A 13749-nucleotide genomic window follows, 5' to 3' on the forward strand; every position below is an offset into this window, starting at 1 on the left:
GTGACGAAGCATGGTAAAGACACTGACACCCAATACGACATTCCCCGATATGACAGTCGCAACGCTTGACGGCGACGATGTAACATTGGGCAAGCCAAACCCCGATAACGGAGACTGGAAACTTGTGGTTGTCTATCGCGGCAAGCACTGTCCAATTTGCAAGAATTACCTGACAGAGCTCAACGGAATGCTGGATGATTTCGCAGCTATCAACGTGGACGTCATCGCCGTTTCCGCCGACCCAAAAGAAAAAGCCGAGGCATCAGCAGCCGACATCGGGTACAAGGGCAAACTGGCTTACGACCTCAGCATTGCGCAAATGCAAGAATTGGGCGTCTATATCTCAGACCCGCGCAGCCCTGAAGAAACGGACCGACCGTTCGCGGAGCCCGCAACATTCGTCATTCGCGGCGATGGCAATCTGCACATTGTCGACGTTTCAAATGCGCCATTCTCGCGACCCGCACTGGAAGGTATTTTGAGCGGACTGAAATTTATCCGCGAAAAAGACTACCCCGTCCGCGGTACACACAGCAGCTAATCAAACAAAAAAGGCCCCGCATTACTGCGAGGCCTTTTCTACAATCTCTCAGGCAATTCAGCCCTTCTTCAGGCACTCACGTCCCAGCAACTCTGCGATCTGTACTGCGTTCAACGCGGCACCCTTGCGCAGGTTGTCAGATACGCACCACAGGTTCAGGCCGTTGTCGATTGTGCTGTCCTGACGGATGCGCGAAATGAACGTCGCGAAATCGCCGACGCATTCGATTGGCGTCACGTAGCCGCCGTCTTCACGTTTATCGATCACCATAATGCCCGGTGCTTCGCGCAGGATGTCGCGGGCTTCGTCTTCGTCGAGGAATTCTTCGAATTCGATGTTGATCGATTCTGAATGGCCAACGAACACAGGAACGCGCACGCAGGTAGCCGTCACCTTGATGTTCTTGTCGACGATTTTCTTCGTCTCAACGACCATCTTCCACTCTTCTTTCGTGGTGCCGTCTTCCATGAACACGTCGATGTGCGGGATCACGTTGAACGCGATCTGCTTGGTGAACACGTCTTGTGTCTTGTTGTCAGTCGGGTTGTAGATCGACTTTGTCTCGTCCCACAGCGCATCAATCGCAGCTTTACCGCCGCCAGATACGGACTGGTACGTCGACACAACAACGCGTTTGATCTTTGCACGGTCATGCAAAGGCTTCAGCGCCACAACCATCTGTGCAGTCGAACAGTTCGGGTTCGCGATGATGTTCTTGTTTTTGTAGTCGTGCACGGCCTCTGGGTTCACCTCTGGCACGATCAGCGGAATGTCCGGATCGTAGCGGTACAGAGATGAGTTATCGATGACCACGCAGCCCGCTTTCGCAGCCACTGGTGCGTATTTCTTTGTCGCTTCAGAACCGACAGCGAACAACGCCATATCCCAGCCCGTGAAGTCAAACGTATCAAGGTCTTTCGTCTTCAGGGTTTTGTCGCCAAATGACACTTCCGTGCCCAGCGATTTACGGCTGGCCAGTACTTCAATTGCATCCACAGGGAACTGACGTTCCGCGAGGATATTGAGCATTTCGTGACCCACATTGCCTGTGGCGCCAACGATGACGATTTTGTAACCCATTGATCCTATCCTTGGTTAAACCGACGCCCCTTTACCGCGCAGGTCCAGCAAAAGAAAGGGGGATCACTAATCCGTGCGATCGGTCACAAAGAAATAAGCGATCAAGCCACACAAGACTGTCACAAGGAAGAACGCAAAGATCAGGCCGTATGCAGTGGTAAACCCGCCTGCCATGCCGACACCATAAGTATGCAGCGGTGCAGTCGCGAATTGCGCAACGCCAACACCGCCGATGCTAAACAGGTTGACCAGTGTCACACCGCGTCCAGTCAGGTGGGCTGGAAAGAACGCCTTGGAATGGGCAACCAACAGCGGGAACGTGCTGCCGCCAAACCCGATAGCTGCCAACAGCGCCGCGGATACCCAAACACCGGGATCGGGGACGATTGACAGGATCAAAAGCGACACAACGCTCAGCGTATTGCCCGCAATGATGACCCATTTGCGGGTCCGAAATAGCCGTTCTAACGGACCGTAGGCGAAACTCGCCGCGATCATGGCAAGGCCCATCACAAAGGTCACCTGCCCGATCAGACTGACATCTGCCCCATACACATCACGCAAATACGGCCCCGCCCATAGACCGCGCAGACCAGCCGCAGGCGCATAGTTCACGAACATCAGCGCGAAAAGCGGCCAAAGCTGCGGCATCTTCAGAAGATCAAACACCGATCCACGATGCTCTGTCTCGACCTTCGGCGGGTTCTTGACCGTGACCCAGATCAGCGCAGCGACCAATAGCGACACGATGCCAAGCCCCTGCATCGTTTCACGCCAGCCGTATGTCGTGACGGCCCACGCCATCGGCGACGCGCCCGCCAGATTGCCAAGCGACCCGATCCCGATTGTCGCACCCGCCAATGTCGCGAAGACAGCTGGCGAATAGGTGCGTGCAAAAATGAAATAGCTGGCCATCAAAACAGGCGCACAGCCAAGGCCGATCAGACCCATCGCAATGATCACATGGATCGGGCTTTGGGCCATCGCAAAAACAAACGCACCCCCGCCCGCGCCCAGCGCGAACATCACAACTGCCGTCAATTTTGGCCCAACACGATCCAGCGCAATCCCGATCGGAATCTGCATCGCCGCAAAGACCAGGAACCAAACACCGGATGCGGCGGCAAGATCATCTGGCATCGCGCCAATATCGACCTGCAGATCAGGTGCCAGAACCGCCAAAAACGCGCGGTAAAACTGGGACAGGCCGTAAGCCAGCACCAACACGGCAATGCCTAATTTCATGACAACGCAACTCCGATAGTGTGATCCACGGCCAGCGCAGGTGATGAAAGAACCGGTATGCCAAGATCGCGCAATGCAGGTTCCGCAACACGCATCGACGCTTGCCCCAAGACAACGCAATCGTGACCATCAGCAACGGTGCGAATAGAGCTTGCAATCGCATCGGCGAACCCCGCCATATCGCCCGCTTCGAAAAAGGCCCACGCGCCATCGCAAAGGTGGACGGTCGGGGTTAGATTTGCGCCCGCCTGCATCAACAGGTCAAGCGATGCGGCACGTGTGCTTTCCAGACAAAGCGCCAATAGCGGCTTTGGACCAACGCCCGTAGCCACGTTCATAACAGGCCGATCAATCCGCACCACTTTCGGATTGCCGAGCTGATCCACCAGCGGACCCAGCGTCGAGCAGGTGCACAGGATCGCGTCCGCTTCATCCAGTGCCGCGACCGCGTTCATGAACGGTTCTTCGACCATCGCAATGCCGCCGACTTGGGCCAGCGCCAAAAGATCGTCGCGGACCACATGAATGACCTGAGCATCAGGCGCTTTGTCATCAAAAAAATCTGTAAATGTAGCGACATGAACCTGCGCGGTGTGAAGACAAGCAATACGCATTTTGGTGACCCTCCCTCAGGCAGGTGATGTCTGACATGCAGCGCGATGGGCAACAAGAGGCGGAAACGCTGGACACGTGTTTCTATCAGGGTAAGTTGACAGCATGATCGAAACTCCGCCCTTCGCTGACCCTGCCCCACGCAACTTATGCACCGACTGTGGCGTGTCCCGCATGAAGGACCCAAGCGCGTGTGGCACCGCCTGCCAATTCATCAAACCCACATATCCGTTGGCTGAAACACAGACACACGGACGATCTGCGATGTCGTCAGGGGACGAGGTTTTCTTTGGGGTAACTCAGAAAATGTATCGCGCCGCCCTGAAGAACCCGCGCCAAGGCGCACAATGGACCGGCCTGACAACGCGGCTCGCCGAACGGTTGCTTGAAACCGGAACAGTTGATGCGGTGCTTTGCATGGTGCCCGATCCTGACGATCGCTGGAAACCGCAACCCGCGTTGATCACGCAAGCCGCGGACATCGCACAAGCGCGCGGGATGCGTATGGGCTACGCGCCGCTTCTTGCGCTGCTCGAACCGGCAATTGCAGCAGGGCACACACGGATCGCCGTGATCGGAATACCCTGTCAGATCTATGCGTTGCGTGCGCTTGAGGCGAAGCTGGGGTTCGACCGCATTTATGTCATTGGCACCCCCTGTTCGGACAACACAACAACCGCGAATTTCCATGACTTTCTTGGCAGGCTAACGGATCAACCCGACACCGTCACATATCTGGAATTCAAAGCAGACTACCATGTTGAATTGCGTTTTACCGATGGCACCATCCGCAACATTCCTTTCCTACAGCTGCCCCTGTCCGATCTGCCGCGCGACTTTTTCCCGCTGACCTGCAAGACCTGTGTCGATTATACAAACCGGCTGTCTGATATCACGGTGGGATATATGGCCGGAATGGCCGACCAATGGGTGATCGTCCGCAACGATCGTGGCGCGGAAATGCTTGCCGGATTGGGCGACGAGGTATCGCTGACGACGCCCAGTTCCAAAGGCAATCGCACATCATCCGTCAAAGGTTTTTTAGAGAACACCAAATTAGCGGCAGGTGGATTGCCGTTGCGACGCATGCCCAATTGGTTGCGCCCCATTATGGGGGTCTTGATGCCTTTGCTGGGGCCAAAGGGGCTCGAATTTGCCAAAGCACGTTTGGACATGAAAGCTGTTGAAACGATCCTGCATTTGCGTCGCGAAGAGCCAGCCAAAATGAAGAACATGGTCCCCGACCACGTATGGAAGCTTGCCACGAAATATGGCCTGACGCAGTCCGACGACGAAAAATGATGACAACGCCCTAAAATGGGAACCGAGTCGCACACACACCCCGCACAGAATGATTTGCGAATCCCTCAAGAGACGTTTCTCCGCTTATTTGAAACAAAAATATCAATTTTAACTTAGCATTTTCAAAGCTTTGATCGAATTATTGCACCCATTAATGCAACCGGTTGCAAAATGAAAACCCCATGCCTACAGTGGTGATACGAAATCCGGGGGAGTCCTTTTCAGATGTTGCCAATGGCGCTCAATCACATGACGGTTCCGACATTGTCGGCGCAGGACGTGCTTGGACTGGCGGCCGCATTGGGCTGCGTGGGCGTCGAATTTCGCAATGATTTGAACCGTCCACTCTTTGAAGGCACATCAGCGCACTACATCAAGGATTTGGCGACTGATCTACAGATCGACATTCTTGCTTTGGCTGAAGTAAAAGCGTTCAACGACGCGCCCGAAACCAAGGTAGCCGCCGCAAAAAACCTTACGAAAACGGCGCAGGCGTGTGGCGCACATGGTGTGGCATTCATCCCAGCCGTAGCTAGCGGCATCGTTGATCGCACTCAGCAGCGGGACGCGTTGCGGAACGCGCTACACATCTTTCAGCCGATGCTGACCGATATGAACCTGATCGGGTTCATCGAACCGCTTGGCTTTGAGACCAGCACGTTACGGCACAAGGATGATGTGGCGCTTGTTCTGGCTGAAATGGGGAATCCGACCTGTTTCAAGATCGTCCATGATACGTTCCACCATCATTTGTCAGGTGATACCGCGTTTCACGCTAACCTCACCGGATTGGTTCATATTTCGGGCATCACTGATCCTGCGCCGAAAACGCAAGACATGACGGATGCCCACCGCGTTTTGGTTGATGCCGAAGATCGGCTTGGCAACGTCATTCAATTGAAAGCCTTACAGTCACAAGGCTACGCAGGGCCCGCATCATTCGAATGCTTCGCCCCGGACATTCACGCCATGACAGACCCCGCCACAGCGCTGGCAAAGTCTATCGCATTCATCACCTCAAACCTTCCGGCGCAAGCCGCATGAGGGGGGATGAACTCAACGCCCTGAACTACAGGGCCCCGGTTTTTGAATCATGTGCGCCGGGCACATTCCTTGGGAGGAAAACAATGAAAAAAGTACTTTTGGCCGCTGGCCTGACAACCCTGATGGGCACGACAGCATTTGCTGAAATGCAAATCGGTGTGTCCGTTGCACGTTTCGACGACAACGGTCTGACCGTGATGCGGAACGGCATGACAGCATTTGACGAAGCAAGCGACGACGTTGCATTGCAGGTTGAAGACGCGACTGATGATGTGGCCAAGCAGCTTGACCAGATCAACAACTTCATCGCGTCCGGCGTTGATGCGATCATCGTGAACGCAGTTGACACAAACGCAACTGAAGCGATGTCCAACGCAGCGGCGTCTGCGGGCGTTCCACTGGTTTATGTGAACCGCCAACCAATTAACATGGACACACTGCCAGACGGTCAGGCGTTCGTTGCATCTAACGAAATCGAATCCGGTACACTGGCTGCGTTCCAGATGTGTCGCCAACTGCGCGCTGAAGGCAAAGCAGGCGGTGCAGCTGCATATGTTCTGGTTGGTCAGCTGTCCAACCAAGCTGCTGTTCAGCGGACCAAAGATTTCCATGACGTGATCGGCATGGACATGTGTAACTTCATCACAATCGTGGATGAGCAGACAGCAAACTGGTCCCGCGACGAAGCGAACGACCTGATGACAAACTGGATCTCATCCGGTGATGAGTTTGACGCTGTCTTCGGCAACAACGATGAAATGGCACTTGGTGCGATCCAAGCGATGAAAGCCGCTGGCATTTCCATGGACGACGTTGTTGTTGGTGGCGTTGACGCGACTTCCGACGCGCTGCTCGCAATGTCCGCTGGCGACATGGACGTGACAGTTTTCCAAGACCTTGCAGGTCAAGGCGCTGGGTCCATCGAAACAGCTATGGCGCTGGCCAATGGCGAAGACGTCGACAAAACAGTCTTCATCCCATTCAAACTGGTGACACCTGAAAACCTGGCTGACTTCCAGTAAGTCTAATCGACTTACAACGGCCAAAATGACCATGCGGGGCGGCCCAGCGCTGCCCCACATCAAACGACCACCCACCTACATTTTTAAGGGGAGCTGACAGATGTCAGACAATAGCGACGGGACAGGCGGCCTGACCTTCGACAAATCCAAACGGCAATGGCCTAACGAACTGAACGTCTTTGGCGCGTTGATCCTCATTATCATTATCTTCGAAGTGCTGGGCCAGGTGCTCCCTTATATGAACGGTCAGAGCCTGTTGTTTGATACACGTGACCGTTTTGACACCATTTTCAACGAACAACGCTTGCGGATCATCATCGTTCAAGTGGCCATCATCGGTATTATCGCCCTTGGCGTGACCCAAGTGATCATCACGGCTGGGATCGACCTGTCTTCCGGATCTGTCGTTGGTGCAACGGCCATGATCGCGATGAGCTTCGCACAGGTCGCCGAAGTCAACGGTGCGCCAAACCCAAAGGCGATTTTTGGCGAATGGGCGCTTGATCTGCCATGGCTGATCCCCGTCATCGTGGGGCTTGGTGTCGGGCTGATTGCGGGGTGCATCAACGGCCTTCTCGTGGCCTTTGCCCGCATCCCCCCATTCATCGCAACGCTTGGCATGATGCTGTTCGCACGCGGCGTGGCGCAGTGGTGGTCACGCGGCAACCCTGTGTCTTTCCCGACAGAAAGCTATGCGAAGATCGGCGCAGGCATGATGCCCGTGATCATCTTCCTATCGCTGGCTGTGCTGTTCCACTTCATCATGAACTACACCGTCTACGGCAAACACACCTACGCGATTGGATCAAACGAACAAGCCGCACGCATGTCCGGTATCAACGTCCCACGCCATCTGGTGCTGGTCTATATCATCGCTGGTATGCTGGCTGGATTGGCGGCTGTCATCCTGACGTCCAAGAACCTGACAGCGCAATCCGGCATGGGTCTGACTTATGAACTCGAAGCCATTGCGATGGCCGTGATCGGCGGCGTGTCTCTATTCGGGGGGCGTGGGTCGATCATCGGTACAGTGATTGGTGCGCTGATTATCGGTGTGATTACATCCGGCTTTACGTTCCTGAAACTCGGGGCCTTCTACCAAGAAATGGTACTGGGCATGATCATCGTCAGTGCCGTAGCACTGGACCAATGGCAACAACAACGCGCCGCGTCGCGGGCATAAGACGGGAGGACCTGAACAATGTCAGATTACATTCTGGAAACCAAAGGGCTGACCAAACACTACGGTGGTGTGCACGCTCTGGAAGACGCCGATTTTCAGCTCAAGCGCGGTGAACACGTAGCGATCATGGGCGATAACGGGGCGGGTAAATCCACCTTCGTGCGTCAGATCACTGGGGTTGAACAACGCACCCGCGGGGAAGTCATCTTTGACGGCCAACCCGTCAGTTTTGCGGGACCTCTTGATGCCCGTGAAGCAGGGATCGAAACCGTGTTCCAAACATTGGCTTTGGCCGATGACCTAAACGTGCCGGACAACCTGTTCCTTGGCCGTGAAAAGACGAAGTTCGACTGGCTCGGCCCGTTCCGTCTGCTGGACTACAAAGCGATGAAAGAAGACACGATGAAGGGGCTGGTGAAAACTGGCGTAAAAATCCCCAACATCAAAAACACCATCGCCAACATGTCTGGTGGTCAGCGTCAATGTGTGGCGATTGCCCGCACAGCGACGTTCGCATCCAAGCTGACGATCATGGACGAACCAACGGCTGCCTTGGGTGTGCAAGAGACCGCGCAAGTGGAAAACATAGTTCGCACGCTGAAGGAACAGGGTGAAAGCCTGATCCTTGTATCGCACAACATGCGGCAGGTGTTTGACCTTGTGGACCGGATCATCGTATTCCGCCGTGGCCGCATCTGCGCCAACCTGAACGTCAAAGAGACGGACGGCAATGATGTGGTGTCCTATATCACGGGTGCTAAGACCGGCGCCGAATACGAAGGCGTCGCCTGATGAAACTTTTTGATCTCGCCCACCCGTTTTTCAAACCTGTTTGGATACGGGTGGCCGTGGTCATCGTTTGTTTTGTCTGGGGACTGGTCGAAATCGCGGGCGGGAATACCTTTTGGGCGATATTCTTTATCGGACTTTCGGTGATCTGCGGCCAGCGATTTGCAACAATCGACTATGCGGCCATCGCAGACCCCGCTAAAGAACCTCGTCAGAACGATTAAGTGGTTAAGGGGATTTCAAGATGGCAGTCACGCTGAAAGACGTCGCAGAACGCGCCGGTGTTTCACGCTCTGCCGTGTCGCGGGCCTATACCGAAGGCGCGTCGGTTTCCCCCAAGACCCGCAAAAAGATCGAAAAGGCCGCCGCCGATTTGGGATATAGCCCCAATGCGCTGGCCTCTTCGTTGACCACCGGACGGACCAAGATGATCGGTCTGGTGTCCAACAACTTTCACAACCCCATCTTTCTAGAAGTTTTCGACCTGTTCACCCGCGGCCTGCAAGATCGCGGATTGCGGCCTTTGCTGGTGAACCTGACCGATGAAACGGACCCGGAAAATTCCGTGCGGATGCTGCGCCAGTATTCGGTGGACGGTGTAATCGTCGCGTCTTCCACTCTGCCCGCGTCCTTTGCTGAAGCGTTCCGTGCGGCGGGGGTGCCTGTCGTTCATTCCTTTGGTCGCCACGCGGTCAGCCCGAAGGTTAATGTCATTGGAATCAACAACATCTCTGCGGGCCGATTGGCGGCAAAGACGTTGGTCGCACGCGGCTACAAACGTGTTGGTTTCTTAGGCGGCCCACGGTCCGCCACATCGACGCAAGACCGCGAAAAAGGCTTTGTCACCGAACTGGCCACCGCGTCCGATGTGGCTGTCACAACAAGTGCGGCAACAGCTTATTCTTTTGACGCAGGTCGGGCCGAAATGCAGCGTTTGCTGGCAGAAGGCGCCCCGGCCGAGGCGTATTTCTGCGGCGATGACGTGCTGTCGATTGGCGCCCTATCCGCAATCGAAGACGCTGGATTACGGGTGCCAGAAGATATCGGCATCATCGGCCTGAATGACATGGAAATGGCCAGTTGGGAAAACATTAACCTGACGACGATCCACAACCCGTTGAAAGACATCATCGCCAAGTCAATCGAACTTGTCGCCGCCATAGTGGACGACACGACGATGACGCCAAAGGCCCATTTGTTTGACTGCTCTGTGATCGAACGTGGGACCCTGCGTCCTTTGCCATAAGGCGAAACCGCGCCGATCGCCCCGATCCGTGGTTGATTTGGCCCTATCAGTTGGGTCTAACAGGTCCGAACAATTTGATAGGCTTTAAGATGTTGAAAACACGTATCCTTGCGACTGTCGCCGTTGTCGTAATCTCTGCAAACCAAGCGTTGGCATGCACACCTGAGGACGTTCAGGCCAAGCAGGGCGATCTGATTGCTGCTGTGCAAACGTTGATGGCGGTGGATCGGGGCAAGGCCCAAGCGCTTGTCGCGCAAATGCAAACAGAACTGGAAGCCGCAGCAGCGGCTGGGGATGAAGCCGCCGTATGCGAAATGATGGATCGGCTGACGGCGGAAGCTGCGGGTTAACGCGCTTTGCCGCTGTCGATTGGGGGCCAGCCCCCAAACCCCCGAGGTATTTGAGACCAAAAGAAAGAGGGCCCGTCATTTGCACGGGCCCTTTTGTTTAGCGGAACATTGGCGGGCGTGCGTCGCGCCATTGGCCGTCTGCTTTGCCTGATTCCGCGACTGCGACAACGGCTGCCATCGACCGCAGGCCGTCTTCAGCGCGGGGGTACAGATTTGCCGCTGCATCCATGACACGCCCTTCTTTGCGGGCGCTGATTGCTTCGGCCAAGTCTTTGTAAATATTGGCGAAAGCAAGAGGCATACCTTCGGCGTGGCCGATGGTGACGCGGGTTGTGCGATCTGCCTCGGGCGACAGGTTTGCTTCACCCCGTTCGATGACTTGCAAGCGTTCGCCCAGCGGCATGTAGTACAGTTGGTTCGGCTGTTCTTGTGACCAGCGAAGCCCGCCTGTTTCGCCAAAGACTTGGATGCCGAGACCGTGCTGCCGACCAATCGCGATGGAGCTGGTCCAAAGACGGCCTACTGCACCCCCATCCATGCGGAAATTGACCATCGCGTCGTCTTCGAGAGTCCGCACAGGAATTGCGGATACGATATCTGCCGAGAGTTTCGTGACCTCCTGCCCTGTGACAAACGACGCCATGTGCATAGCGTGGATGCCGCAGTCTGCGAATTGCGCCGAAACGCCTGCTTGTGCCGGATCATACCGCCAGCGCACGCGGGGGTTATCGGCGTCCGTCGCATCAGCATGGTGCCCATGTGCGAATTCTGCGTTAACGACCCGCACCGCGCCGATGTCGCCGCGTGCGATCATGGCTTTCATGTGCCGCACGAGTGAATAGCCGGAGTAGCCGTAATTCACCGCGCAGATGTTACCAGTTTTGCTGGCGATTTCGACAATAGCTTCGCCTTCTTCGACCGTCATTGTCATTGGCTTTTCGCAAAGAACGTGAAACCCGCCTTCGAGGTAAGCCTTTGTAATCTCGTAATGAGTCGCATTTGGCGTTGCCACTGTCACAAGATCAACGCGATCATCGCCGCGCTTTTTCTCGCCTTCTAACATGTCCTGCCACGACCCGTAGGCGCGATCACCCAGACCTAGGCGTTTCCCGTAATCGATGCCTTCGTCAGGCCGGTGATCAAGTGCGCCAGCCGTAAAGTCGAACAGCCCGTCGAGCCCCGCGCCGAGCCGGTGTGCTGGTCCGATTTGCGACCCTTCGCCGCCGCCGATCATGCCCCATTTGAGTTTTGTCATCTGTGTATTCCTTACCAAAAATCAGCTTGTGACTTGCGTGCACAACACGTGCACTGCCGTTGCAGCCCTAGAAGCCGATGGATTCGAGATATTTGCGGTTGGATTCGGCGTCCTCTAGCGGGGTGCCGGGCATGGAGGGATCGCAGTCTTGTTCGACCGTGCACCAGCCGGTGAAGCCGTTGTCGAGAAGCACCTGACGCACGGCTGGGAAATCGACGTCGCCTTCGCCCAAGTTGCAGAAAATGCCCTGACCGCAGGCTTTGTAAAAATCGGTGCGGTTTTTGACCACGTCGGCTTTCACCACGGGATCAATGTCTTTGAAGTGCATGTAGCTGATGCGGTTGATGTGTTTCTTCATGAACGCAACCGGATCAAAACCAGCATAGGAATGGTGGCCCGTGTCGAAGCAGATTTTGAGGATGCTTTCGTCCACTTCGGACAGCAGACGTTCCAGTTCTGGTTCAAAGTCGATGAAGCCGCCCGCGTGTGCGTGGATGCCGACGGTCAGGCCGTATTCCTCGGCCCCCATTTTCGCCACGGCCACGATCCGGTCACGGAAAGCTGCCCATTCGGCATCGTCCATTTGTTCAGCTTCGTCAGCACGGCCTGCTGTTGGTGCGCGACGTGGTGAGATGCTGTCGATCAGAACGAGGTGTTTTGCGCCGTGTGCTTTCAACGCTTCGCAGGTCCGGCGCGCTGCATCCATGACCACGTCCCATTTGTCCGCGTCATGGAACGGCTGGAAAACCACGCCACCGATAATGCTGAGGCCCCGTTTTGCGAGGGCTGGTGCCAAGACTGCCGGGTCTTCCGGCATGTAGCCGATTGGCCCGAGTTCGATGCCTGTGTAGCCCGCTGCAGCGCATTGGTCCAAAACCGATTCCCATGTGGGGTATGCTGGATCAGACGGAAATTCGATGCCCCAAGAACAGGGCGCGTTGCCGATGGTGATTGTCATGACAGGTGCTTTCTTCAGAAGTCGTTGACGTTGAGCCATGTCTTGGCCTGCGAGGATGCAAGCGACGCAGCTACGATTTGATTGACCTCCATCCCGTCGCGGAATGTGGGCCAGATGTTGTCGCCGGTGTGGATTGCTGTCAGGAAATCCTTGGCTTCGATAATGATTTGATCTTGATAGCCCGTCCCGTGACCGGGGCCGAGGCAGAAGGGTTTGTAATCGGGGTGCGCGGGACCTGTCAGGATTTTGGTAAAGCCGCGTTGTGCGTCAGGTCCGTCCATTTTGTAGAGATGGATCGCATTCTGGTCTTCGCCGTCGAAATAAATCGCGCCTTTGGTCCCTGTGATTTCGTACTTGTACCCCATCTTGCGGCCCGTCGCCGTGCGGCTGACGTAGATATTGCCAAGCACACCGGATGCGAATCGGCACATGATTTGCGCGTGGTCGTCGTTGGTCACCGTGCCCCCGGGACGGGTTGGGATCACGGTTTCGACCTCTGCTATCAGTTTTTCGATCGGGCCCATCAGGCGCAGTGCGCAATTGATCGGATGCGGGGATAGATCCCCCATACAACCGTTTGCGATGCCGTCCGTCCGCCATGTCGCGGGTTCCTGCGGGTCGGCCATGAAATCTTCGGTATGCTCACCCCGAAAACTGGTGATGTCGCCGATGACACCTTCGTCCAGCAATTGCTTTGCGAATTGGCTGGCGGGGGTGCGGATGTAGTTGAAACCGCTCATGTTAATCGCCCCTGCCTTTTCGGCAGCGGCCACCATCGCGCGGCTATCTGCGACGTCGCGGCCCAGCGGCTTTTCGCAGAACACGGGCTTGCCGACACTAAAGGCCAGTTCAGCGATGTCGCGGTGCGTGGACTGGGGGGAGGCGATCACGATTGCCTCTACCTTTTCGTCCAGCACTAGCGTTTTCCAATCGGACGTAGCCCGCTGAAATCCATAGGCATTTCTGTATTTATCTGCGGATGCATCATTGGTCGCGCAGACCATTTCGAGCCGCGGTCGCAGTGCCGTATCGAATAAAGCGCCAACGGCAGAATGCGCCACAGCATGCGCTTTGCCCATGTAGCCGCCGCCCACGATCCCAATGCCAATCTGCTTCATTGCT

The 13749-nt window shown here is 55.7% G+C and carries 15 protein-coding genes; 9 read left to right on the forward strand and 6 right to left on the reverse strand.

Annotation, left to right across the window (positions count from 1 at the left end):
• Positions 1–10 precede the first annotated feature (10 nt).
• Positions 11–541: a peroxiredoxin-like family protein gene (locus MWU61_RS11895; RefSeq protein WP_247128590.1), complete on the forward strand. Its 531-nt coding sequence runs from the start codon at positions 11–13 to the stop codon at positions 539–541.
• 57 nt (positions 542–598) lie between these two features.
• Here the strand turns inward: MWU61_RS11895 and MWU61_RS11900 are convergent, their stop codons facing one another.
• From MWU61_RS11900 to MWU61_RS11910, 3 genes are all read right to left on the reverse strand, one after another.
• Positions 599–1621 carry an aspartate-semialdehyde dehydrogenase gene (locus MWU61_RS11900; protein ID WP_247128591.1) on the reverse strand — a complete coding sequence of 341 codons (1023 nt, stop codon included), beginning with the start codon at positions 1619–1621 and terminating at the stop codon, positions 599–601.
• A gap of 66 nt (positions 1622–1687) precedes the next feature.
• A complete protein-coding gene (locus tag MWU61_RS11905; protein ID WP_247128592.1) occupies positions 1688–2866 on the reverse strand; it encodes an MFS transporter in 1179 nt (392 codons plus the stop codon).
• The gene (locus MWU61_RS11910; RefSeq protein ID WP_247128593.1) at positions 2863–3480 is read right to left on the reverse strand and encodes an aspartate/glutamate racemase family protein; all 618 of its coding nucleotides are present in this window, start codon (positions 3478–3480) and stop codon (positions 2863–2865) included. The genes MWU61_RS11905 and MWU61_RS11910 overlap by 4 nt, the downstream gene beginning before the upstream one ends.
• 103 nt (positions 3481–3583) lie before the next feature.
• Here MWU61_RS11910 and MWU61_RS11915 point away from each other — a divergent pair, with 103 nt between their 5' ends.
• The 8 genes from MWU61_RS11915 (at position 3584) to MWU61_RS11950 (ending at position 10414) form a co-directional block, all read left to right on the forward strand.
• Entirely contained in the window at positions 3584–4780 is a 1197-nt protein-coding gene (locus MWU61_RS11915; protein WP_247128594.1) for a Coenzyme F420 hydrogenase/dehydrogenase, beta subunit C-terminal domain, read from the forward strand.
• A gap of 234 nt (positions 4781–5014) precedes the next feature.
• Positions 5015–5824, forward strand: coding sequence for a TIM barrel protein (locus MWU61_RS11920; RefSeq protein WP_247128595.1), 810 nt, complete (start codon positions 5015–5017; stop codon positions 5822–5824).
• An 83-nt stretch (positions 5825–5907) separates the two neighbouring features.
• Positions 5908–6846 carry a sugar ABC transporter substrate-binding protein gene (locus tag MWU61_RS11925; protein WP_247128596.1) on the forward strand — a complete coding sequence of 313 codons (939 nt, stop codon included), beginning with the start codon at positions 5908–5910 and terminating at the stop codon, positions 6844–6846.
• 100 nt (positions 6847–6946) lie between these two features.
• On the forward strand, positions 6947–8029 hold the full coding sequence (locus MWU61_RS11930) for an ABC transporter permease (RefSeq protein ID WP_247128597.1): 1083 nt from the start codon (positions 6947–6949) through the stop codon (positions 8027–8029).
• 18 nt (positions 8030–8047) lie between these two features.
• Positions 8048–8821, forward strand: a complete 774-nt coding sequence (locus tag MWU61_RS11935) for an ATP-binding cassette domain-containing protein (protein ID WP_247128598.1) — start codon at positions 8048–8050, stop codon at positions 8819–8821.
• Positions 8821–9042 (forward strand): hypothetical protein, encoded by a 222-nt coding sequence (locus MWU61_RS11940; RefSeq protein ID WP_247128599.1) that lies wholly within the window; start codon positions 8821–8823, stop codon positions 9040–9042. The genes MWU61_RS11935 and MWU61_RS11940 overlap by 1 nt, the downstream gene beginning before the upstream one ends.
• Before the next feature lie 20 nt (positions 9043–9062).
• Positions 9063–10064 carry a LacI family DNA-binding transcriptional regulator gene (locus MWU61_RS11945; protein ID WP_247128600.1) on the forward strand — a complete coding sequence of 334 codons (1002 nt, stop codon included), beginning with the start codon at positions 9063–9065 and terminating at the stop codon, positions 10062–10064.
• Positions 10065–10153: 89 nt separating this feature from the next.
• On the forward strand, positions 10154–10414 hold the full coding sequence (locus tag MWU61_RS11950; RefSeq protein ID WP_247128601.1) for a hypothetical protein: 261 nt from the start codon (positions 10154–10156) through the stop codon (positions 10412–10414).
• 97 nt (positions 10415–10511) lie between these two features.
• Here the strand turns inward: MWU61_RS11950 and MWU61_RS11955 are convergent, their stop codons facing one another.
• The 3 genes from MWU61_RS11955 to MWU61_RS11965 form a co-directional block, all read right to left on the reverse strand.
• The gene (locus MWU61_RS11955; protein ID WP_247128602.1) at positions 10512–11669 is read right to left on the reverse strand and encodes a Gfo/Idh/MocA family oxidoreductase; all 1158 of its coding nucleotides are present in this window, start codon (positions 11667–11669) and stop codon (positions 10512–10514) included.
• Positions 11670–11736: 67 nt separating this feature from the next.
• Positions 11737–12627 (reverse strand): TIM barrel protein, encoded by an 891-nt coding sequence (locus MWU61_RS11960; RefSeq protein ID WP_247128603.1) that lies wholly within the window; start codon positions 12625–12627, stop codon positions 11737–11739.
• A gap of 14 nt (positions 12628–12641) precedes the next feature.
• A complete protein-coding gene (locus MWU61_RS11965) occupies positions 12642–13745 on the reverse strand; it encodes a Gfo/Idh/MocA family oxidoreductase (RefSeq protein WP_247128604.1) in 1104 nt (367 codons plus the stop codon).
• Positions 13746–13749: the final 4 nt, after the last annotated feature.

This window comes from Loktanella sp. F6476L (genome assembly GCF_023015725.1).
Taxonomy (GTDB): Bacteria; Pseudomonadota; Alphaproteobacteria; order Rhodobacterales; family Rhodobacteraceae; genus Yoonia.